Here is a 19,144-nt window from a genome sequence, read left to right on the forward strand (position 1 = left end):
GACCGTGTCGAAGGGAAACCGGCGCTCTCTTTTATTGAATGCTAGACAGGGCAAAGGCTTGGCGTGGAGCTTTATTAGCTCCGCAGTTGCCGGGTAAACGCTCTCTTCAGAAAGACGTGATGAATTCGATAGAGGTATGACCAGAACTTGGCCTTACGCGGCAGGATAATGGTTTCGCGGTTGGCTTGCACGCCGCGCCAAATGATCTTGGCTGCAGCACCCGTGTCCATGGCGCCTGGGGGAGGCGTCATGCCCTTGTCACGCTCGCCGAGTATGCTGGTGCCCCAGATCGCCGACTTGACCGCCGCGGGACAAACCACGTTCACGCGAACCCCGAAGCGGGCAGCCTCCGGGCGAAGGCTGTGCGACAGACCTATGACCGCATATTTTGTCGTGTTGTAGAGAGTCTGGCCTGGCCAGGGGATCAGGCCGGAAATCGAGGACGTATTGATGATGTGCCCATGGCCCTGACGGACCATCAGCGGATAGGCGGCGTGGACGCCGTGAATCACGCCCATGAGATTTAGATCTACAATCCGCCGCCATTCCTCTAGCGTGGCGTCAAGCATCTTCTTGGTGCCACCGACGCCTGCATTGTTGAAAAGATAGTCGAGCCTGTGGTGTTGCTCGACAACACGGTCAACCATGGCCTGCACGGCCGCCGCGTCGGTGACGTCCAGCCTGACGCCCGCGAGGCCATACTCCTGCGCGGCACGTGCGAGAGCCTCCTCGTCGACGTCCGCCAGGATCACCCGAACGCCCCGACGAGCCAGCAACCGCCCCATGGCGAGACCAATACCCGATCCTCCACCTGTGATGATTGCAACCGGGGATGGCACAGTCATCAACGCCAGGGGGCGACGGCTGGGTCCCCGTCCTTCAGAACCGCTGCCAGCGGCGCGGGCGTGTGGTCAACGCAGACCCAGGCGCGATTGGCGGCGCACGGGACCACAACGACACGCGCTTTGAAGTTCCGATCCTTGAAGTCCACCGTTTTCGTGGAGTGCATAACTGGATGGCGCGAGATGTTCGGCCAGATGTCATCACCACCCACGGCTAGGGCGCGACGGTGTCTACCCGCGAACACGATGTTCCGGCTAGGGCATTGCCTCTTGCCCCAAGGATCTCGTCGACAAAATCCTGAGCCGCTGACGTCGATGCCCATGTGCTTCCGTAACTGATCCGCTAGGGTAGCGAGAAGGCGTCCTCCCGTCGAGTTTTCATTGTGCGGTATGCGGCTTTGCCTGGGCCGAGGCCTTGATTATGATGGCATGTAAGACTGTGAAACCCTGACGTATGGACCATCGGTTTGAAAACGGTCTCTCGGTGCCTCTTCCTGGTGCACCGCGGCTAGTTCATTTTTGGGGCAGAGCGCAATTCGCGTTTTGGCCACGCCGTGCCGTCCCGCTTCAGTGTTGCTTACGATGCCTCAAACCAGGGTCTGCCCATGAATTACGAAACGCGGCGTCACACAATCATGATCTGGAGCGAGGGATCGCGCCTCGCGGCGGAGGTCTTCAAGCCGGCGGGTCGGCCGGGCCTGGCACCCGCAATACTGCTCTGCCACGGCTGGGGCGGCCTGAAGTCGCATTTGGCCGAAAACTACGCCAAGCCGCTCGCCGCGGCAGGCTTCGTCTGTCTGGTCTTCGACTATCGCGGTTGGGGCCTGTCCGACGGCAAGCTGATCCCCACTTCGGATACGCCGATGCTCACCGAGGCCGGTGAGCAGACCCTGAAAATTCGGGTGATCCGCGAGGTGGTCGATCCGGTCGATCAGATTGCAGACATCTTCGCGGCGCTGGCCTGGCTGAAGTCGGAGGCGGGTGTGGACCCCGAGCGAGTGGGCATCTGGGGCTCCAGCTTCGGTGGCGGCAACGTGGTGTCGGTGGCGGGGACGGATCCCACCATCAAGGCCGTCGTCGCCCAGATCGGCAGCTATGGTCCTCCCGGCGACGACGACTTTGTCGGCCTCGCGCGGCAGCGTATGGCCGATAAGGCGCGTGGTGCGATCGACCCGCCGATCCCGCAGGGGCTGGACGCGCCGCCCGGCCTGAAGGGGACGCCAGATGTGGCGCGCATGCTGTTCAACCGACCGCTTGACGCGGCGGCGCGCATCCGGGTTCCGACCCTGTTCATCGATGCGGAAAACGAGGAGTACGGCAGCCCGGACGTCCAGGGCAAGGCGGCGTTCGAGATCGTGCGCCGCAATGCGGTGGCCGCGCGGCACAGCTTCCCATGCACGCATTATGAGGTCTACGACCGCTTTTACGAGCCTTCGCTGAAGCTGGCCCTCGACTGGTTCGAGAAACATTTGTGACCCTGATTTTCAGGATGGGAGTGCGCCCGTGCGTGATTTGAAAGGCAAGGTGGCCGTCATTACCGGCGGCGCCAGCGGCATCGGCCTGGCCATGGCCGAACGCTTTGCCCGCGAAGGCATGAAGTTGATCATCGGCGACATCCAGCCGGATGCCATCGAGCGCGCCGTGGCACAGCTGCGGCACCACGGTGTCGAGGTCGTCGGGGTGCGTGCGGATGTCTCCAAATACGAGGAGGTGGAAGCGCTCGCCCGGTCAGCACTCGAGGCGTTCGGCAAGGTGCATGTTGTCGTCAACAACGCCGGCGTATCCATCACCGGGCCGACCTGGCGAATGTCGCTGGATGACTGGCGCTGGGTGCTCGATGTCAATTTCTGGGGCGTGGTGCACGGGGTGCGGGCTTTCACCCCGATCCTGATCGCCCAAGGTGAGCCGGCGCACGTGGTCAACACGGCCTCCCTGGCGGCCTTCGTCGGCATCGGCCAGCACGCGCCGTACTGCGCATCCAAGGCGGCGGTCCTCTCCGTCAGCCAGGCGCTCCGCTCCGAACTCGTGGCGGAACTCCACCCGATCGGGGTGTCGGTGGTCTGCCCGGGCATGGTCGCAACGGACATCCACCGCTCCTGGCGCAATCGGCCGCAAGGCGACCAGCCTTGGAGCGATCGGGAATGGAACGATCCGGAGGTGATTGCGCACGCCAATTCAGTCCAGGGCGCGGGCGTGGCCCCGGAGCTGATCGCGGAGGCGACATTGCAGGCGATCCTTGAGGACCGCTTTTATGTCTTTTACGGCGATTTTGTAGCGCCATACCTCGCAGGTCTGCTCACGCCCATCCTTACGGCCGGCGAGCCGCCGGTAATCACCTGGGGGCCGGATCTCAGGCCTGAGGCCCCTTCGCGCTGACGGCCTGGGTAGGGTCGTCGGGGCCAAGGATGCCGGTGAATAGCGGTCGCGCGTAGGCCTCCAGGGCGGTCGATGCGTCGATGCCAGGTGCCCAGTGCTGTAGCTCGGCACTGGCGTTGATCAGGCACACGAGCGTCTGGGCGGCGACATTGGCATCGACGGGCCGGATGGAGCCGTCTGCGATGCCGTCGCTCACCAGGCCGGCGAGGCGACTCGAATACCGGCTAAAGCGCAACACAAGCCGCGCCTGCAGCTCCTCCGGCGCGGCGCTGAGTGCCGAGGTACGGATCAGCGGCGCTTCTCCCGACAGACCGCGCCGCGTGAGCGAACCGACCAGGGTGGACAGGGCGTCTCCTGCCGACGTCGTCAGCGCCTCCGAGGCAGCCAGCGAGGCACGCATGATTTTGAATGTCCGGTCAAAACACTGTTCGACCAGGTCGTTCTTGGCCTGGTTGTGATGATAGAAAGCGCCCTTGCTGACGTTCAGGCGGGCGGAGATGCGGCCCACCGAGGCACCAAGATAGCCATGCTCGTTGATCAGCTCGGTGGCGGCCCGGAGGAAGGCCTCCTGCGACAACCGCAGCGCTCCCCCCGTCTCCTCGGGAGCGGCCGCGTCCAGCGGGGCCCAGGTGCTGCAAGGTGCTGCAAGTCCGTTGACAAGGACATCAAAGAGCCGGTCGACCATGCGCGGATAGTCTTCCGGCTCATACTGACGCAACCACAGCACCGCCCAGAGCACCTGCGACACCAGGAGGTGGGTTCGCGCATTGCGCCCGAGCCGAGCCGGCTCGACGAGCGGGATGGAGGCGAAAATGCGCCGAACCCTGCGGAACATATCGGTGTAAGCGAGGTCGACAGCGGGATTTCCAATCGTGCGCACGTCGTTGAAAATGGCCACGGGATCCGCCGTACCCGCATCGACCGCGGCGAGGTGGGCGGCGAAATCCTGCAGGAAGCGGCGCAGGCTTTGCCGCGGGGTGGGTTCGAGATCCGAGCGGTCGAGCAGGCTGTTGAAAAAAATGATCGCCTGCAGGAAGCAAGCCGCCGCAAGATCCTCCTTCCTCCTGAAGTAGTAGTTCACCGCCGTCGGCACCAACCCGAGGTCGCCGGCGATCTCCGTGAAGGTCATGCCGCGCACGCCTTTTCGGTTCAGCACGGGAACCGCCGCGCGAACGATCATCGCCTTGCGGAATTCGAACTTTGCGCCCGCCGCGGCAGGTTCGGGGCCGGACTCGGTGCTCATCGCTCCTCGTTTCTGGTCGACGCCTCCGGCACCACTGTGCAGCGTAACCCGTTTGCCGCGCTTATGCGAGCGACGGGGTGCGGTCTTCGCCGGCGGCTGAGATGGGGGATTCAGGATGCGGTATGTTCGTCTTGACAGAGGTCAGGGGCCAGCCGAAGAATGCGCGGGCAATGCCGCCCTGACGACCGCCAATTCGGAACTTCGGCACTGCGACGCGGGACGGTGTTCCGTGAAAGCAAGAGGCGCACCGCGCATGGAGGACTCTTCGCCAGCGTTTGTCAGCTTGCCTGACCGCATTCGCAATGTGGCATCCGAAGCCCCGGACCATCCTGCGTTGATCGAGGGAAGCGAGGTCGTCTCTTTCAGGACGCTTGACGGTGCAATCGACCGCGTGGCCGCGACCCTGCAGATGGCCGGCCTGCGGGCGCAGGAGGTGGTGGCGATCTGCGCCGCCAACTCGATCGCCTACGTCGAGGTTTTCTGCGGCGCCTTGCGGGCCGGCGTTGTCGTGGCACCACTCGCCGCATCCTCGACCGCGGCAAGCCTGGCCGCGATGCTGGATGATTGCTCCGCCAAAATCCTGTTCATAGACAACAAAGTTGCCGAGCACCTGGCGCCGGTTCGTGACCGCATCGACGCGCAATGGGTGATGCTTGACGACACCGCAGCCGGCGTGCCACTCGGCCGCTGGCTGGCGCCCTTGGGCACGCCGGCGCCGGTGGAGATCGCGCCCGAATGGGCCTTCAACATCATCTACTCCTCGGGTACAACCGGCGTGCCCAAGGGGATCGTGCAACCGCACATCATGCGCACGCCTCCGGAGACCCCGGACACGCCGTTCGGCTTCGGCAGGGACACAGTGTGGCTCGTCTCCACGGGCCTGTATTCCAACACGACCCTTTCCACCCTGTTCGTGGCACTCGGTGGCGGCGGCACGCAGCTGCTGATGCCGAAGTTCGACGCAAGGCAGTTCCTGGAGCTGGCGGAGTCTCACCGCGTCACCCACGCCATGCTGGTCCCTGTGCAGTATAAGCGTATTTTGGCAGTCCCCGACTTCGACCGCTTTGACCTTTCGGCGTTCCAGATGAAATTCAGCACCAGCGCGCCCTTGTCCGCGGCGCTCAAGGCTGAGGTGCTGCGCCGCTGGCCAGGGGGTCTCACCGAATATTATGGGATGACCGAGGGCGGGGGCGGCACGGTGCTTTACGCCCACGAGACGCCGGACAAGCTGCACACGGTGGGCAAGCCCTGGCCGCATGTGGACATGCACCTGATCGACGAGGCTGGGTGCGAGGTCGGAGCGGGCGAAGCGGGCGAAATCGTCGGCGCTTCCCTGCTCAGCATGATTGGCTATCACAACTTGCCGGAGAAGACCGCCGAGGCGACCTGGCATGATGCGGCGGGACGCGCCTTCGTCCGCCACGGCGATATGGGTCGCTTCGACGAGGACGGGTTTTTGATCCTGCTCGACCGCAAGAAGGACATGATCATCTCAGGCGGCTTCAACGTCTTTCCTTCCGACCTCGAAGGCGTGCTGCAGGCACATCCCGACGTGGCGGACGTGGCGGTCGTGGGCACGCCGTCGGACGCCTGGGGGGAGACACCCGTGGCCTTCGTGACACTCGCGCCCGGAGCCGCGATCGGCGCGGAGGCGCTGCGTGACTGGGCCAACCAAAGGCTCGGCAAGGTTCAGCGCCTGGCAGACGTGCGCGTCATGATGGAGCTTCCCCGCAGCCATATCGGCAAGATCCTGAAACGCGAGCTGCGCGACGGCTACCGCGGGAGCTGATGCATGGCGCAGGCTTCCGAGGGCTATGTTTTCTCCAGCCACGGCATCGCAACCTGAAGGATCTTCCATGCTTGACGTTTTCTCGCTTGAGGGCCGCAGCGCCCTGGTCACCGGCGGCTCGCGCGGGATTGGCCGCATGATCGCGGAAGGCTTCATCGCCCAGGGCGCTCGGGTTTACATATGCGCCCGCAAGGCCGAGCCCTGCATCGCCACGGCCAAGGCTCTGTCAGCGCACGGCGGCGTTTGCGTGCCACTGCCTGTCGACATCTCCACGGTGAGCGGCGCTCGCGACCTGGCGCAACAGGTCGCGGACGCAGGGGGTGGCCGTCTCGACATCCTGGTCAACAACGCCGGCGCCAGCTGGGGTGCCACCTTCGACGATTTCCCGGAGAGCGGCTGGGACAAGGTCATGAACGTAAACCTGAAGTCGCCGTTCTTCCTGACGCAGGCACTGCACGGCGCCCTGGCGGCGGCGGCCAGCCCGGAACGCCCGGCCAAGGTGATCAACATTGCCTCGATCGACGGGATCGCGCTGAACCCGCTCGAGACCTACAGCTACCACGCTTCCAAGTCGGCGTTGATCTACCTTACCAGACGCATGGCGGCCAAGCTCGTGGCCGACAATATCCTGGTAAACGCCATCGCCCCAGGCGCGTTCGCCTCCGACATGAACCGCGCGGCGCGTGACCAAGCCGAACATATCGCGCGCCACATTCCCTCCGGCCGCATCGGCAGGGACGAGGATATGGCCGCCGCGGCAGTCTACCTGGCAGCGCGTTCCGGCGACTACGTTGTGGGTTCGACCCTGGTCGTCGATGGAGGCGTGTCCCAGGCACGCCTACCCGGCGTGTCAGCCGCCGGCTGAGCGGCGCCGGGCGATTTCGTTGGCGCTCCGTCGCTCCCGTCAAAACAAGGAAAGTAGGGCCATTTGACGATATGGTATGGTGACGATGATCGGTGATGCTGTTACCGTCTCCTGAAATAGCGCCGTAGAAGCGGACGCGCGGAGGACGTTCAGAATGCACTTGGCCATCATCGCTGGCATTGCCGTGACGGGATGCGCGGTCGCCCTGGGAAACGTCAGCCGCGCGGCCGAGCCGGCGCCGGTGGCATCGATGCCAACGCCCGCTGTCGGCGACGTGCTGGTCTACAAGAACAACTTTGTGACCGTCGCGTGCAGCCGCTGGCAGATAACGGCGACCAACCAAAATGGATTTATCGTCAGCCGTTGCGGTGACGACACCGCCTATTATAAGGCCAGTAACGGTGCCCTGGTCCGGATCACCGACAAGCGTGGCGATGACCTGGTATCATTCAAGCCGTTTTCACCGAGCATCCAGTTCCCGTTGCAGGTCGGCAAGAGCTGGAAAGGGACATATAGTGGTGTCACCACGGCGGATGAATCCGCCTGGGACAGCGTGCAGTCCTGCAAGGTGATCGATTGGGAGACCGTCCAGGTTCCAGCGGGGGCAATGCCGGCCTTCCGCATCGACTGCACGGACAATTGGACGTCCAGCGGCTATGCAGGGACATCGAGTAACACGAGCTGGTACTCGCCAGAGGCGCATGCGCTCGTCAAAGTGCTCGATGTCGGGCAACCGAAATGGAACATGGAGCTCGTCAGTTATACCGTGCACTGATGGACCAGGTCCGATCTGATCGCACGCCGCGAACAGCCACACACGAGGAGCGTCATGACCGCACCTGTTGATCGCCGCGATTTCATGCTGGGGCTGGTTGCCGCCGGTTACGCGCTACAAGCCGGCTCGGCCGCCGCCGCGGTTACTGCTACGAACGCCGCGGGCGACCCAGGTCTGGTTTCCCAGCCATGGGCGGTCTGGGACAAAACGGAGAAGCCGGTGCGCGGCGGCATCCTGCGGACCGCGGCCGAGGTCTATATCGGCAAGATGAACCCCGACCATTGGCCGGTGCTGGATTGGCTGACGATCGACGACTTCTATGAGAAGCTGATCTACACCGACGGCAGTTACCGTCCGACGGAACCCTGGCTTCTCGAGTCGCTCTCCTACGACAACCCGACGACGGCGATCACCAAGCTGCGTCCGGGCATCACCTTCCAGGACGGCACCAGGTTCGATGCCGCCGCGATCAAGTCTGTCATCGACTGGATACGCGACCCGGCGAACGGGGCCTGGAGTGCCAGCTGGCTGAAACCGCTCGACACGGTCGAGGTTGTGGACGATCTGACCGTCCGCTGGCATTTCAAGACACCGTGGGCCTCATTCCCTGGCGTCATTTCCAACGTGCCCGGCTATATGATCTCGCCGGCCGCGCTGAAGAAGAGTACGACCGACACCGACACGCATCCCGTGGGCACCGGACCCTACATCCTCGACGAAGCCAGCCCCGGCAATTTCGTGCGGGTCAAACGCAATCCGAACTGGTGGTTCGCCAAGGCGTCCGGACATCCCGACATGCCGTATTTCGATGGCATGCTGGTCACGATCATTCCCGATCCCGCCGTGCGTCTCGCCAATCTGCGCGCCGGGACCATCGACGTCCTGCTTGGCGTCGACAAATCGCAATATGCCGGTATCAAGAACGATCCCGCACTGAATGTCTATGTACGGCCGCAGAACTCGCTCAATGCGCTTCGCTTCAACTGCACCAAAGGTGTCTGCAAGGATATACGCATACGCAAGGCGATCAGTCATGCGATCGACCGTCGTGCGCTGATCGCGGGCACCCAATTCGGGCTCGCCCGGATCGCGAGCTGCATGTTTCCGGACGACCACTGGGCGCATAACCCGAACCTCAAGCCGGTTTCCTACGATCCCGATTTGGCCAAGTCGCTGCTCAAGCAGGCCGGCCATGCCGGCGGCCTGACCGTGCGCGGCTACTACAACAACACCTCCAACGGTCAGACGATCGCCGCGGCCATCAAGAACATGCTGGCCGATGTCGGGGTGACCTGGGACGTCGAGCTGCTGGCCCCGGTCGCCGAGACCGTGCCGCTGAAGTCCGCCGACTATGATCTCGCAGAGGGCGGCTGGACCTATATCTATGATCCGGACCTGATCGCGACCGGACTCTACATGCCCGATGGCGGCTTCAACTTTGGTCGCAGCCACGACGAGGCGGCGATCAAGCTGATCGAGGCCGGCCGCGTGGAACTCGATCACGCCAAGCGTCAGCAGATCTACTGGCAGCTCGATAAGGTTCTCTACGACAATTACGAGGACGCCTGGCTGTGGTATGAGGAAACCGTCACGGCGTTGCGCAAGAACGTGCGCGGTTGGAACAACGCGCAGCTGAACAAGTTCGAGGAAATCTGGTACTGGTCGCATCCGTTGTGGTTCAAGGACGGCAAGAGCGACAGCGCCTAAGTCTGTATGGCGCGCTTTATTCTGCGCAGACTGGCGCACGCCTGCATTGTCCTGGCGATCGTCACGGTGCTGGTGTTCTTCATCGCCCGCCTGATGCCGGGCGATGCGATCATGGCGCAGATGAGCAGCGCGCCGGGCGGCCAGGATCCGGCAGCGATTGCGCGCGTGCGACACGAGTTCGGCCTCGATCAGCCGCTCACCGAGCAGTTCGTGGTCTGGCTTGGCAACTTCCTTCGCGGTAACTGGGGAACCTCGCTGAGCACCGGGCAGCCGGTGTTGCAGATGTTCCTCCAGCGGCTGCCGATCACGCTGGAGCTGTTCTTCTGGGCGACATTATGGTCGTTCGCGATCGGCATTCCGGTCGGCATCGTCAGCGCGGTCAAGCGCGGCTCGCCGCTGGACATGGCGTTGACCACCGGCGCCCTCCTGGGGGTCTCGATCCCGCAGTTCTGGCTGGCCATCGTGCTGATCTATCTGCTGGCGGTGGCGCTGCCGATTTTTCCGCCTTCGGGCTACGTGCCGCTGTCGCAGAGCCTGTGGCACAATGTCAGGGCGATGGTTTTGCCAGGCTTCGTCCTCGGGTTTGGGTCGGCGGGCCTGCTGGCGCGCTTTGTCCGGTCGAGCCTCCTCGATGTGCTGAGCCAGGACTTCATCCGAACCGCTCGCGCCAAGGGCCTGACCGAGCGTTCGGTCGTGCGCCTGCACGCCATCAAGCCGGCCATGATTCCGGTAGTCACCGTCATCGGCCTCGCATGGGGAGGATTGCTGGCCGGCGCGTTTTTTGTCGAAGTGATCTTCGCCATTCCCGGCCTCGGCCGCATGACCGTGGACGCAATTTTCCAAAAGGATTTCCCGGTGATGCAGGCGATGCTGATTGCGGTATCCGTCAACGTGCTCGTCGTCAATTTTCTGGTGGACATCCTCTACGGCACTCTCGACCCGCGCGTTCGGGTACGGTCCTAGAGCATGTTCCGTTCGCACAGGCTCACGAAACAAGCTCTAGCCCTTGTTCTGGCGAGCACTACTCCCGACCAGACGATTCCGTCTGGTCGGAAAGTGCTCTAGGCCGATGAGCGACCTGACCGCCGCCGCCGTGGTGCCGCCGCGGACCCGATCCCGAGGTTCGTCTCTCCTGCAGGCGGTGCTTCGTCACCGCTTGGCGATGGTCGGACTTGTGATCATCGCGCTGATGTTGGCGATGGCGGTGTTTGCGCCATGGCTCGCCCCCTACAGCCCCTATCATCAGGACCTCTACGCCGTGCTGTCGCCGCCCTCGGCAAAGCATTGGCTCGGCACCGACAATCTCGGGCGCGACCTGCTGTCCCGGATCATCTACGGCGCGCGTGTCTCGCTGTTCGTCGGCATCGTCAGCACCGCGATTTCCTCGGTCATCGGCGTCGCCGTCGGGCTTGTCGCGGGTTTTCTCGGCGGCGTTGTCGATTCCATCATCATGCGCGTCACCGACGCCTTCCTCTGCTTTCCGCCACTCATCTTTATCCTGGTGATGGCCGCGGCACTGGGACCGGGAATTTACAACATCATCCTGTCGTTCGCCGTGTTCGGCTGGACTGGCTTTGCGCGGATCATGCGTGGGCAGGTGCTGCTGGTGCGGGAATTGTCCTTCATAGAGGCGTCGCGCTCCGCGGGGGTTTCGCCTTTTCGATTGATGTGGCGCCACGTGCTGCCGAACGCGCTCACGCCGATCATCGTCGCCGCCTCGATCACCGTCGGCACCGCGATCCTGGTTGCCGCCGGCGTGTCGTTCCTTGGCGTCGGCGTGCAGCCACCGACGGCAAGCTGGGGTGGAGAGCTGCGTGTCGGCTTCACCTATGTGCAATCCGTGCCACTGTTTTCGATCGCACCCGGGCTGATGATCTCGCTTGCCGTTGTCGCCTTCAATTTCGTCGGCGACGGATTGCGCGATGCGCTCGACCCGCGGCTCAAGGGATTTCTGTGACCGCGCTCCTCGACGTGCGCCGGCTTGGCATCGAGTTCAGGACCAGCGATGGCGTCGTCGCCGCCGTGCGCGATGCGTCCTTCTCGATCGAGCGGGGTGAAATCACCGCACTTGTCGGCGAAAGCGGCTGCGGCAAAAGTGCGACCGCGCTGGCCATACTCCGGCTCATCGAAAACCCGCCCGGCCGCATCGTGCACGGTGAAATCCTGTTCGAGGGGCGCGACCTGTTGAAGATGGGGCCTGACGAGATACGGGCGCTGCGCGGCGACCGCATCGCGATGATCTTCCAGGAGCCGATGACCAGCCTCAATCCGGTGCATACGGTCGGGCGGCAGGTGGCCGAACCGCTGACGCTGCACAGGGGGCTCGGTGTCAAGGCGGCGCTCGCGCGCGGCATCGCGCTGCTTGCCTCCGTCAATATTGCGGACCCGACGCGACGTGCCTCTGCCTATCCCCATCAGTTCAGCGGCGGCATGCGTCAACGCGTCATGATCGCCATGGCGATGGGATGCGGACCCGATCTCGTGATCGCCGATGAGCCGACCACCGCACTCGACGTGACCATCCAGGCGCAGCTCCTGGACCTGCTCAGCGCGCAGGTCGAGACGCAGCGAACGGCGCTGCTGTTGATCACCCATAATCTCGGGGTTGTCGCTCGCTATGCGAACCGCATCCACGTGATGTATGCGGGGCGGATCGTCGAATCGGCGTCGGCCGACGCGTTGTTTGCCCGTCCCCGGCATCCTTACACGATCGGCCTGCTGCACTCGGTGCCACGGCTCGACCGGCCGGTCTCGGACAAGCTCGTGCCGATCGAAGGTCAGCCCCCCGACCCGCTGCACCTGCCGCGGGGCTGCGCGTTTCACCCACGTTGCCGTTTCGCCATCGATGCCTGCACCGAAGCGGTGCCGCCGCTGCGCAGCGTGGGAGATGACCACCGGATCGCCTGCATCCGCGACGTCGATGGCTGAGGCAGCAGTCGAGACCCTCGTTGAGATCATCGATCTCGACGTGCATTTTCGTCTACGGCCCGACGCCGTCGTACGCGCGGTTGATCACGTCACCCTGCACATACGCAAAGGCGAAACCCTCGGCTTGGTCGGCGAGAGCGGCTGCGGCAAATCGACGCTCGGCCGCGCCATTCTGAGTCTCATCGCACCGACCGCCGGGCGCATTTTGTTCGAGGGCTGCGATCTGACGACCTTGTCGGGTGCCGCCTTGCGCCAGGTCCGGCGCAGGATGCAGATGATCTTCCAGGACCCGTTCAGCTCGCTCGATCCGCGCATGACCGTGGGCGATACCGTGGCGGAACCGATGCTCGTGCATCGTCTGGCGAACGCGTCGGAACGTTGGGAGAAGGTCGCCGAGCTGTTCCGTCTGGTGCGTCTCGACCCCGGCATGGCCAGTCGCTACCCGCACGAGTTCAGCGGCGGACAGCGTCAGCGTATCGGCGTGGCGCGCGCCCTTGCGGCGTCTCCCAGCTTCATCGTCTGCGACGAGCCGGTCTCCGCGCTGGATGTCTCGATCCAGGCGCAGATCGTCAACCTGCTCGAAGAGCTGCGCGAGAGGCTCGGCCTGACCTATTTGTTCGTGGCGCACGATCTCGCCGTGGTGCGCCATTTGAGCGATCGCGTCGCGGTGATGTATCTCGGCGAGATCGTTGAGATCGCGCCCAAGCGCAGTCTCTACGACAATCCGCTGCATCCCTACACGAAGGCCCTGATCGCCGCGGTGCCGGTGCCTGATCGAAGCATCGAAGCCCGGCGCACCCGAACAGTGCTGCACGGCGAAATACCAAGTCCGCTCACACCCCCGACCGGCTGCCATCTGCATCCGCGCTGCCCCTCTGCCATGCCGCATTGCAGGACGGTCGCGCCGCAGCCGCGCGAGGTTGAGCCTGGCCACGTCGTCGCCTGCCATCTCTATACGTGATGACGACGCAACAGAGCTCAGGCCGCTGCCCGAAACCCTGCCAGGGCCACGGTCTGGCCACTGCGGACGGCCACGGTGACGCCGTAGCCGGCCAGGATTCGGGCGCTCGGGGGTGCTGCGTCCGTCTGCGCGGCACCGGCCTGCGTGGAACCGGGGGCCTGGACCGACAGGATGAGGAAGCCGCTGCCCGCCTGCCGCTCGATTTCGCTGACGGTGAGGCCGCAGAACGCGGCGTCAGGCTCGGTGATGATCAGCTCGATCTCCAGCCCGAGCTGGCGCAGGCTTGCCGAGGCCTCGGCCCGCGACGCGCGAACCTGATCGCTGAGTTCGGGGAACAGGATGATCTCGGCGATCCGCTCGGCGCCGATCTGGGTCGGCATCACCACGCGGTTGGCGCCGGCCTGCAGCAGCTTGCGCTCGGTGGACGCCGCCTCGCCTCGGGCGATGATGGTCAGCCTGGTGTTCAGGCTGCGCGCACTCAGCGTGATGAACACGTTCAGCGCATCGTCCGGCAACACCGAGGCCAGCACCGCGGCCCGCTCGATTCCCGCCTGCCTGAGTGATTGCTCCTCGGTGGCATCGCCGAGCAGGCAGACATGCTCGTCCGCCAGCGCCTGGGCCTGACGCGCCGGGTTGCGCTCGAGCACCACGAGGCGCTTGCCGCCGGCCTTCAGCTCGCGCGCCAGCATCAGTCCGATCCGGCCATAGCCACAGATGATGGCGTGGCCGCGCATGTCCTCGAGCCGGTTTTTCATACGTAAGGTGCCGAAAATCTCGTTGATCTGGTTGAAGGTGATGAACTGGACCAGCGCGCCGGTGACGAAGATCGTCCCCGAGCAGCCGAGCACGATCAGCGCGATCGTAACGCCACGCAGGATCGGCGTGTCGATCGGCTGCACCTCGTCATAGCCCACCGTGAAGACGGTCAGGACGGTAAAATACAACGCATCGCCAAACGACCAGCCGCGCTCCACGTAAGCGGTGATCGCGCAGGCCATCACCACCAGCACGAAGCCGACGCCGAGGACCAGGTTGCGGGCGGCGCCGGTCAGCCGACGCATCGGCCCGTCACCTCGCTCGTGACCGTTTGATTGACAGCGCGGGGATGGCTGCGAAAGATGCGCCCTCGCCTGGTGGGACGTTCATGCCAAAACCTGTGCTGGCCTGGCTTGTCGATGCCGGCGACTTCAACGGCCGTATCAAATCGCTGCCTGACGCGCCGAGCTGGGCGGAGCTGGTCGCCCTCGCCAACCTGCGGCTGGATTTCCTGCGAACCGACCGGCTCGACACCGTCCTGCGCCGCTGCTTTCCGACGCCTCCACCAGGGCTCGCGACGCAGCCGGTCCGGCTCGCCATCCTGGGCTCGTCCACCACGGTCCATCTGGCGGCGCCAATCCGAGTCGCCGCCCTGCGTCGCAACATCCATGTCGTGATCCAAGAGGGTGAATACGGTCAGTATCTCCAGGAACTGTCCGACGTCGAATCGGAACTGCATCGCTTTTGTCCCCATATCGTCCTGCTCGCGCTCGATTCCCGCCACGTCACCGCGGGGATCGAGGATGACGCAGGCCTGGACTCCATGCGCGCCCGTATTGCGCGCTGCTGGCAAATGGCGCGCGAGACGCTGGGTGCGACGGTGATCCAGCAGGCCATCCTGCCGGTGCTGCCCACTTTGCTCGGCAGCAACGAGCATCGGCTGCCCGGCTCGCCGGCGCGCCTGATCGCACGCCTGAACGGTGCCCTGCGTGACGATGCCGATGCCGCCGGCGTGCACCTGCTCGCGGTCGACGAGGCGGCATCCCGCGACGGCATCCTGGAGTGGCATGATCCGGTCTTGTGGCATCGTTCCAAGCAGGAGATCAGTCCGGTCGCGGCACCACTCTACGGAGACCTGGTCGGGCGCCTGATCGCAGCCCTGCAAGGGCGCGCCGCGAAGTGCCTGGTGCTCGACCTGGACAACACGCTGTGGGGCGGCGTCATCGGCGATGACGGGCTCGAAGGCATCGCCATCGGCCAGGGCTCGGCTTTGGGCGAGGCGCATCTCGCGGTGCAGGCCTACGCCCAGGCACTCGCACGGCGCGGCGTGATCCTCGCGGTCTGTTCAAAGAACGACGAGGCCAATGCGCGCGCGGCGTTCGAGCGCCACCCCGACATGCTGCTGCGGCTGGACGATATTTCCTGTTTTGTTGCCAATTGGGACGACAAGGCGACCAACCTGCGGCGGATCGCCGCCAGCCTGAATATCGGCACCGATAACCTGGTGTTCCTCGACGACAATCCGTTCGAACGCAACCTGGTGCGCGCCGCCCTGCCGGAGGTCGCTGTGCCCGAGGTCCCGGACGACGAGCCGGCGCTGATGCCGGATGTGCTGGCGGCGGCCGGATATTTCGAGGCGGTCGCGATCACCGACGAGGACCGCGCCCGCATTGCGCATTACGCCGCCAACACCGCGCGCGCGGCGCTGGAGGCCTCGACCACCGACATGCCGGCCTATCTGCGCTCACTGGAGATGCGTCTGGTGTGGCGGCGTTTCAATCGGATCGGCCTGGGACGGATCGTCCAGCTCATCAACAAGACCAACCAGTTCAACCTGACAACGCGGCGTTTGACCGAGGAACAGGTGCTGGCGGTCATGGCCGACGCGAACGCCTTTGGGTTGCAGCTGCGCCTGCTCGACCGTTTCGGCGATAACGGCATCATCGCCATCGTCATCGGGCGCATCGATGCCGACGGCGATTGTCTGATCGACACCTGGCTGATGTCGTGCCGGGTGCTCGGACGCAGTGTCGAGGCGGCGACCCTGGCGCTGGTGGCCGAGCAGGCGCGGCGTCTCGGGGCCGCGTCGCTGCTCGGCGAATACCGGCCGACCGCCAAGAACGCGATGGTCGCGGGCCACTACGAGCGGCTCGGCTTTACGCGGATCGCCGAGTTCGAGGATGGCGGCCATCGTGCCCGTCTGGCGCTCGCCGGCTTTACCGCGCAAGACAGCGCGATCACCGTCGTGCAGGGAGACTGACGTGACCGATGCGGAGATCCATGCCGGACTCACCGAGGTGTTCCACGAGGCGTTCGGCGACGACAGCCTAGTGCTGACCCCGCAGACCAGTGCCGCGGACGTCAAGGGCTGGGATTCCGTCAAGATGGTGTCCATCATTCTCGGCGTGGAACAGCATTTCGACATCAGGCTGCGCTCGCGCGAGGTCGACCGCCTGAAGAACGTCGGCGACCTCGCGGCCCTGGTGAAGACCAAGAAGGCGGAGTGACGGCCGTGGACATCAAGGCGCTTGCGTCGCTGGCGCGCCCCGCGTCGCGCGTCCTGGCGCAATCGAGCCGGAACACACGTGATGCGGCGCTATGCGCGGCAGCAATGTCGCTGCGCCGCGATTACGAGGCAATTCTGTCGGCGAATGCGCGCGATCTCGACGCGTCCGAGGCAAGTGCGGCGTTTCGCGACCGGCTGACCCTGACCGAAGCGCGCATCGAGGCCATGGCAACCGGACTCGAGGCGGTGGCCGCACTCGATGATCCCGTCGGACGCCTGCTCGCCGAATGGACGCGGCCGAACGGCCTGCGCTTGCGGCGCGTGGCGACGCCGATCGGGGTGATCGGCATGATTTATGAAAGCCGCCCTAACGTCGGTGCCGACGCGGCTGGGCTGTGCCTGAAGTCGGGCAATGCGGTCATTCTGCGTGGCGGTTCCGAAAGCCTGCACAGCGCGCGCGCGATCCATGCCGCGATGGTGGACGGGCTGCGCCAAGCGGCGCTTCCCGAGGCCTGCGTGCAGATCGCCCCCGACGCCGACCGCGCCCATGTCGCCGCGATGCTGGCGGCCGCGGGCGCCATCGACCTCATCATCCCGCGCGGCGGCAAGTCCCTCGTCGAGCGGGTGCAGCGCGAGGCGCGGGTGCCGGTGCTGGCGCATGCCGAGGGGCTCTGCCACACCTACGTCGACGGCCATGCCGAGCCCGAGATGGCGCGCACGATCGTCGCCAATGCCAAGATGCGCCGCACCGGCATCTGCGGCGCCACCGAGACGCTGCTGATCGATGCCGCCTGTGCCGAGGCCCTGTTGCCGCCGATCATCGCCGATCTTGCCGCCCTCGGCTGCGACTTTCGCGCCGATGCCGCGGCGCGCGCGATCCTGCCCGAGCTGCCGGCGGCGGACATGGCGGACTTCCACACCGAATGGCTCGACGCGGTGCTCTCCGTGGCAGTGGTGGACGGCGTCGAGGGGGCGCTCGCGCATATTGCGCGCTTCGGCAGCGCCCATACCGAGGCGATCGTCACCGAGGATGCGGCCACGGCCCATAGGTTTTTGTCCGGCACCGACAGTGCGGTGACAATGTGGAACGCGTCGACGCAGTTCTGCGACGGCGCCGAATTCGGTTTCGGCGCCGAAATCGGGGTGGCCACCGGACGGCTGCATGCGCGCGGTCCGGTCGGGCTCGAGCAACTCACCTGCTTTCGCACCGAGGTGATCGGCCAGGGGCAGACAAGACCCTGAACACTTCGGGCCGCCTGCCACCAACGGGAGATCGCAGACGGTCGCGGATCGGACTGCTCGGCGGTTCGTTCAATCCGGCGCATGTGGGGCATCTCCAGGTCGCCCGTCGCGCACTTGCGCAACTGGCGCTGGATCAGGTCTGGCTGCTGGTCTCGCCCGGCAACCCGCTGAAACCGGTGCGCGGCATGGCGCCGCTCGCGCAGCGGCTGGCCAGCGCGCGGGGGATTGCCGACGGCCGGCGGATCGTCGCCACCGACATCGAGCGGGCGCTGCACACGCGCTACACCGTCGATACGATCTCGGCGCTGCAACGCCGCTTTCCCAATGCGTGCTTTGTCTGGCTGATGGGTGCGGACGTGCTGGCCGATCTGCCACGCTGGCGCGGGTGGCGTCGCCTGACCAGGCTCGTGCCGTTTGCGGTGCTGCCACGACCCTCCTACACTCGCGCCGCGCTCGCCGGGCGGGCGGCGGAGGTCCTGCGGCATGCGCGTCGGCCCGCGCGCGAGGCGCCGTTGCTTGCGTGCCGGGCCGGGCCCTCCTGGATCTTCCTGCCGGCGCCACAGAACGATATATCGGCCACCGCATTGCGCGGCTCAGGAGACTGAACATCGCCAGAAAGCCCCCCACTGAGACCAGCAAGCCGCCGCCGCGCAAGGCGTCGGGTCCGATCCTGACCAGCCTGGCGGAGGCGGCCCGCGCGCCCGGAACGCCGCGCAAGAAGGCCGCCGCGGCGGGGCCGCGCAGGCGTGTTGCCGCACGGTCGCCCGCAGAGCCCGAGCTGCTGCAACGCTGGACCGACATCATCACCGGCAGCCTCGAAGACGACAAGGGCGAGGACATCGTCGTGCTCGACCTAACCGGACGGGCGTCTTTCGCCGACCGTATGGTGATCGCGACCGGCGTCGCGGACCGTCAGATCAGCGCCATGGCGACCCACCTTGAGGAGAAGCTCGGCGAGGCCGGTCTCAAGCGCGTGCTGATTGAAGGGGCCAATGGCTCCGACTGGGTGTTGATCGACGCCGGCGACATCGTCATCCATCTGTTCAAGCGCGAGGCGCGCGCTCTGTATGCGCTGGAGCGGATGTGGGGAGCGGATCTCGACGAGGCGCTCGCGGAGACCCAGGAAGAGCCGGACGTCACCCAGGTATAGCGGC

18 protein-coding genes are annotated in these 19,144 nt (G+C 65.2%); 15 read left to right on the top strand and 3 right to left on the bottom strand.

Annotation, left to right across the window (positions count from 1 at the left end; all coding sequences use genetic code 11):
• Positions 1-74 precede the first annotated feature (74 nt).
• A complete protein-coding gene (locus tag ACQY4K_RS12420; protein WP_428390521.1) occupies positions 75-845 on the bottom strand; it encodes an SDR family NAD(P)-dependent oxidoreductase in 771 nt (256 codons plus the stop codon).
• A gap of 632 nt (positions 846-1,477) precedes the next feature.
• Between ACQY4K_RS12420 and ACQY4K_RS12425 the strand changes: the two genes are divergently transcribed.
• Positions 1,478-2,317 carry an alpha/beta hydrolase gene (locus ACQY4K_RS12425; RefSeq protein WP_428396099.1) on the top strand — a complete coding sequence of 280 codons (840 nt, stop codon included), beginning with the start codon at positions 1,478-1,480 and terminating at the stop codon, positions 2,315-2,317.
• 28 nt (positions 2,318-2,345) lie between these two features.
• Complete coding sequence (locus tag ACQY4K_RS12430) at positions 2,346-3,218, top strand: SDR family NAD(P)-dependent oxidoreductase (RefSeq protein ID WP_428390522.1); 873 nt, start codon at positions 2,346-2,348, stop codon at positions 3,216-3,218.
• Here the strand turns inward: ACQY4K_RS12430 and ACQY4K_RS12435 are convergent.
• Positions 3,193-4,461: a TetR/AcrR family transcriptional regulator gene (locus tag ACQY4K_RS12435; protein WP_428390523.1), complete on the bottom strand. Its 1,269-nt coding sequence runs from the start codon at positions 4,459-4,461 to the stop codon at positions 3,193-3,195. The two genes, ACQY4K_RS12430 and ACQY4K_RS12435, sit on opposite strands and share 26 nt — an antisense overlap.
• Before the next feature lie 253 nt (positions 4,462-4,714).
• Between ACQY4K_RS12435 and ACQY4K_RS12440 the strand changes: the two genes are divergently transcribed.
• From ACQY4K_RS12440 to ACQY4K_RS12475, 8 genes are all read left to right on the top strand, one after another.
• Positions 4,715-6,250, top strand: coding sequence for a class I adenylate-forming enzyme family protein (locus ACQY4K_RS12440; RefSeq protein ID WP_428390524.1), 1,536 nt, complete (start codon positions 4,715-4,717; stop codon positions 6,248-6,250).
• Positions 6,251-6,317: 67 nt separating this feature from the next.
• Positions 6,318-7,115 (top strand): SDR family oxidoreductase, encoded by a 798-nt coding sequence (locus tag ACQY4K_RS12445; protein ID WP_428390525.1) that lies wholly within the window; start codon positions 6,318-6,320, stop codon positions 7,113-7,115.
• A 154-nt stretch (positions 7,116-7,269) separates the two neighbouring features.
• The gene (locus tag ACQY4K_RS12450) at positions 7,270-7,890 is read left to right on the top strand and encodes a hypothetical protein (protein WP_428390526.1); all 621 of its coding nucleotides are present in this window, start codon (positions 7,270-7,272) and stop codon (positions 7,888-7,890) included.
• 54 nt (positions 7,891-7,944) lie between these two features.
• The gene (locus tag ACQY4K_RS12455) at positions 7,945-9,597 is read left to right on the top strand and encodes an ABC transporter substrate-binding protein (protein WP_428390527.1); all 1,653 of its coding nucleotides are present in this window, start codon (positions 7,945-7,947) and stop codon (positions 9,595-9,597) included.
• A gap of 6 nt (positions 9,598-9,603) precedes the next feature.
• Complete coding sequence (locus ACQY4K_RS12460; RefSeq protein ID WP_428390528.1) at positions 9,604-10,560, top strand: ABC transporter permease; 957 nt, start codon at positions 9,604-9,606, stop codon at positions 10,558-10,560.
• 106 nt (positions 10,561-10,666) lie between these two features.
• A complete protein-coding gene (locus ACQY4K_RS12465; RefSeq protein ID WP_428390529.1) occupies positions 10,667-11,554 on the top strand; it encodes an ABC transporter permease in 888 nt (295 codons plus the stop codon).
• Positions 11,551-12,525, top strand: a complete 975-nt coding sequence (locus tag ACQY4K_RS12470) for an ABC transporter ATP-binding protein (RefSeq protein ID WP_428390530.1) — start codon at positions 11,551-11,553, stop codon at positions 12,523-12,525. Before ACQY4K_RS12465 ends, ACQY4K_RS12470 begins: the two co-directional genes overlap by 4 nt.
• Complete coding sequence (locus ACQY4K_RS12475; protein WP_428390531.1) at positions 12,518-13,486, top strand: ABC transporter ATP-binding protein; 969 nt, start codon at positions 12,518-12,520, stop codon at positions 13,484-13,486. Before ACQY4K_RS12470 ends, ACQY4K_RS12475 begins: the two co-directional genes overlap by 8 nt.
• 17 nt (positions 13,487-13,503) lie before the next feature.
• Here the strand turns inward: ACQY4K_RS12475 and ACQY4K_RS12480 are convergent, their stop codons facing one another.
• Positions 13,504-14,547: a potassium channel family protein gene (locus ACQY4K_RS12480; protein WP_428390532.1), complete on the bottom strand. Its 1,044-nt coding sequence runs from the start codon at positions 14,545-14,547 to the stop codon at positions 13,504-13,506.
• Between the two features lie 83 nt (positions 14,548-14,630).
• Here ACQY4K_RS12480 and ACQY4K_RS12485 point away from each other — a divergent pair, with 83 nt between their 5' ends.
• The 5 genes from ACQY4K_RS12485 (at position 14,631) to rsfS (ending at position 19,140) form a co-directional block, all read left to right on the top strand.
• Entirely contained in the window at positions 14,631-16,502 is a 1,872-nt protein-coding gene (locus tag ACQY4K_RS12485) for an HAD-IIIC family phosphatase (RefSeq protein WP_428390533.1), read from the top strand.
• 1 nt (position 16,503) lies between these two features.
• A complete protein-coding gene (locus tag ACQY4K_RS12490; protein WP_428390534.1) occupies positions 16,504-16,749 on the top strand; it encodes an acyl carrier protein in 246 nt (81 codons plus the stop codon).
• Positions 16,746-17,990, top strand: a complete 1,245-nt coding sequence (locus ACQY4K_RS12495) for a glutamate-5-semialdehyde dehydrogenase (RefSeq protein WP_428390535.1) — start codon at positions 16,746-16,748, stop codon at positions 17,988-17,990. Before ACQY4K_RS12490 ends, ACQY4K_RS12495 begins: the two co-directional genes overlap by 4 nt.
• Positions 17,987-18,595 carry a nicotinate-nucleotide adenylyltransferase gene (locus ACQY4K_RS12500; protein WP_428396101.1) on the top strand — a complete coding sequence of 203 codons (609 nt, stop codon included), beginning with the start codon at positions 17,987-17,989 and terminating at the stop codon, positions 18,593-18,595. Before ACQY4K_RS12495 ends, ACQY4K_RS12500 begins: the two co-directional genes overlap by 4 nt.
• A 62-nt stretch (positions 18,596-18,657) precedes the next feature.
• Complete coding sequence (gene rsfS / locus ACQY4K_RS12505) at positions 18,658-19,140, top strand: ribosome silencing factor (protein WP_428396103.1); 483 nt, start codon at positions 18,658-18,660, stop codon at positions 19,138-19,140.
• Positions 19,141-19,144 lie beyond the last annotated feature (4 nt).

Origin of the sequence: Lichenicoccus sp. (genome assembly GCF_965276875.1) — a bacterium.
GTDB lineage: Bacteria > Pseudomonadota > Alphaproteobacteria > Acetobacterales > Acetobacteraceae > Lichenicoccus.

Excerpts from the sequence above, each read along its gene's own strand:
- ACQY4K_RS12420 (WP_428390521.1), bottom strand. The coding sequence starts at position 845 with ATGACTGTGCCATCCCCGGTTGCAATCATCACAGGTGGAGGATCGGGT.
- ACQY4K_RS12425 (WP_428396099.1), top strand. The coding sequence starts at position 1,478 with ATGATCTGGAGCGAGGGATCGCGCCTCGCGGCGGAGGTCTTCAAGCCG.
- ACQY4K_RS12435 (WP_428390523.1), bottom strand. The coding sequence starts at position 4,461 with ATGAGCACCGAGTCCGGCCCCGAACCTGCCGCGGCGGGCGCAAAGTTC.
- ACQY4K_RS12440 (WP_428390524.1), top strand. The coding sequence starts at position 4,715 with ATGGAGGACTCTTCGCCAGCGTTTGTCAGCTTGCCTGACCGCATTCGC.
- ACQY4K_RS12445 (WP_428390525.1), top strand. The coding sequence starts at position 6,318 with ATGCTTGACGTTTTCTCGCTTGAGGGCCGCAGCGCCCTGGTCACCGGC.
- ACQY4K_RS12450 (WP_428390526.1), top strand. The coding sequence starts at position 7,270 with ATGCACTTGGCCATCATCGCTGGCATTGCCGTGACGGGATGCGCGGTC.
- ACQY4K_RS12455 (WP_428390527.1), top strand. The coding sequence starts at position 7,945 with ATGACCGCACCTGTTGATCGCCGCGATTTCATGCTGGGGCTGGTTGCC.
- ACQY4K_RS12460 (WP_428390528.1), top strand. The coding sequence starts at position 9,604 with ATGGCGCGCTTTATTCTGCGCAGACTGGCGCACGCCTGCATTGTCCTG.
- ACQY4K_RS12465 (WP_428390529.1), top strand. The coding sequence starts at position 10,667 with ATGAGCGACCTGACCGCCGCCGCCGTGGTGCCGCCGCGGACCCGATCC.
- ACQY4K_RS12475 (WP_428390531.1), top strand. The coding sequence starts at position 12,518 with ATGGCTGAGGCAGCAGTCGAGACCCTCGTTGAGATCATCGATCTCGAC.
- ACQY4K_RS12480 (WP_428390532.1), bottom strand. The coding sequence starts at position 14,547 with ATGCGTCGGCTGACCGGCGCCGCCCGCAACCTGGTCCTCGGCGTCGGC.
- ACQY4K_RS12485 (WP_428390533.1), top strand. The coding sequence starts at position 14,631 with ATGCCAAAACCTGTGCTGGCCTGGCTTGTCGATGCCGGCGACTTCAAC.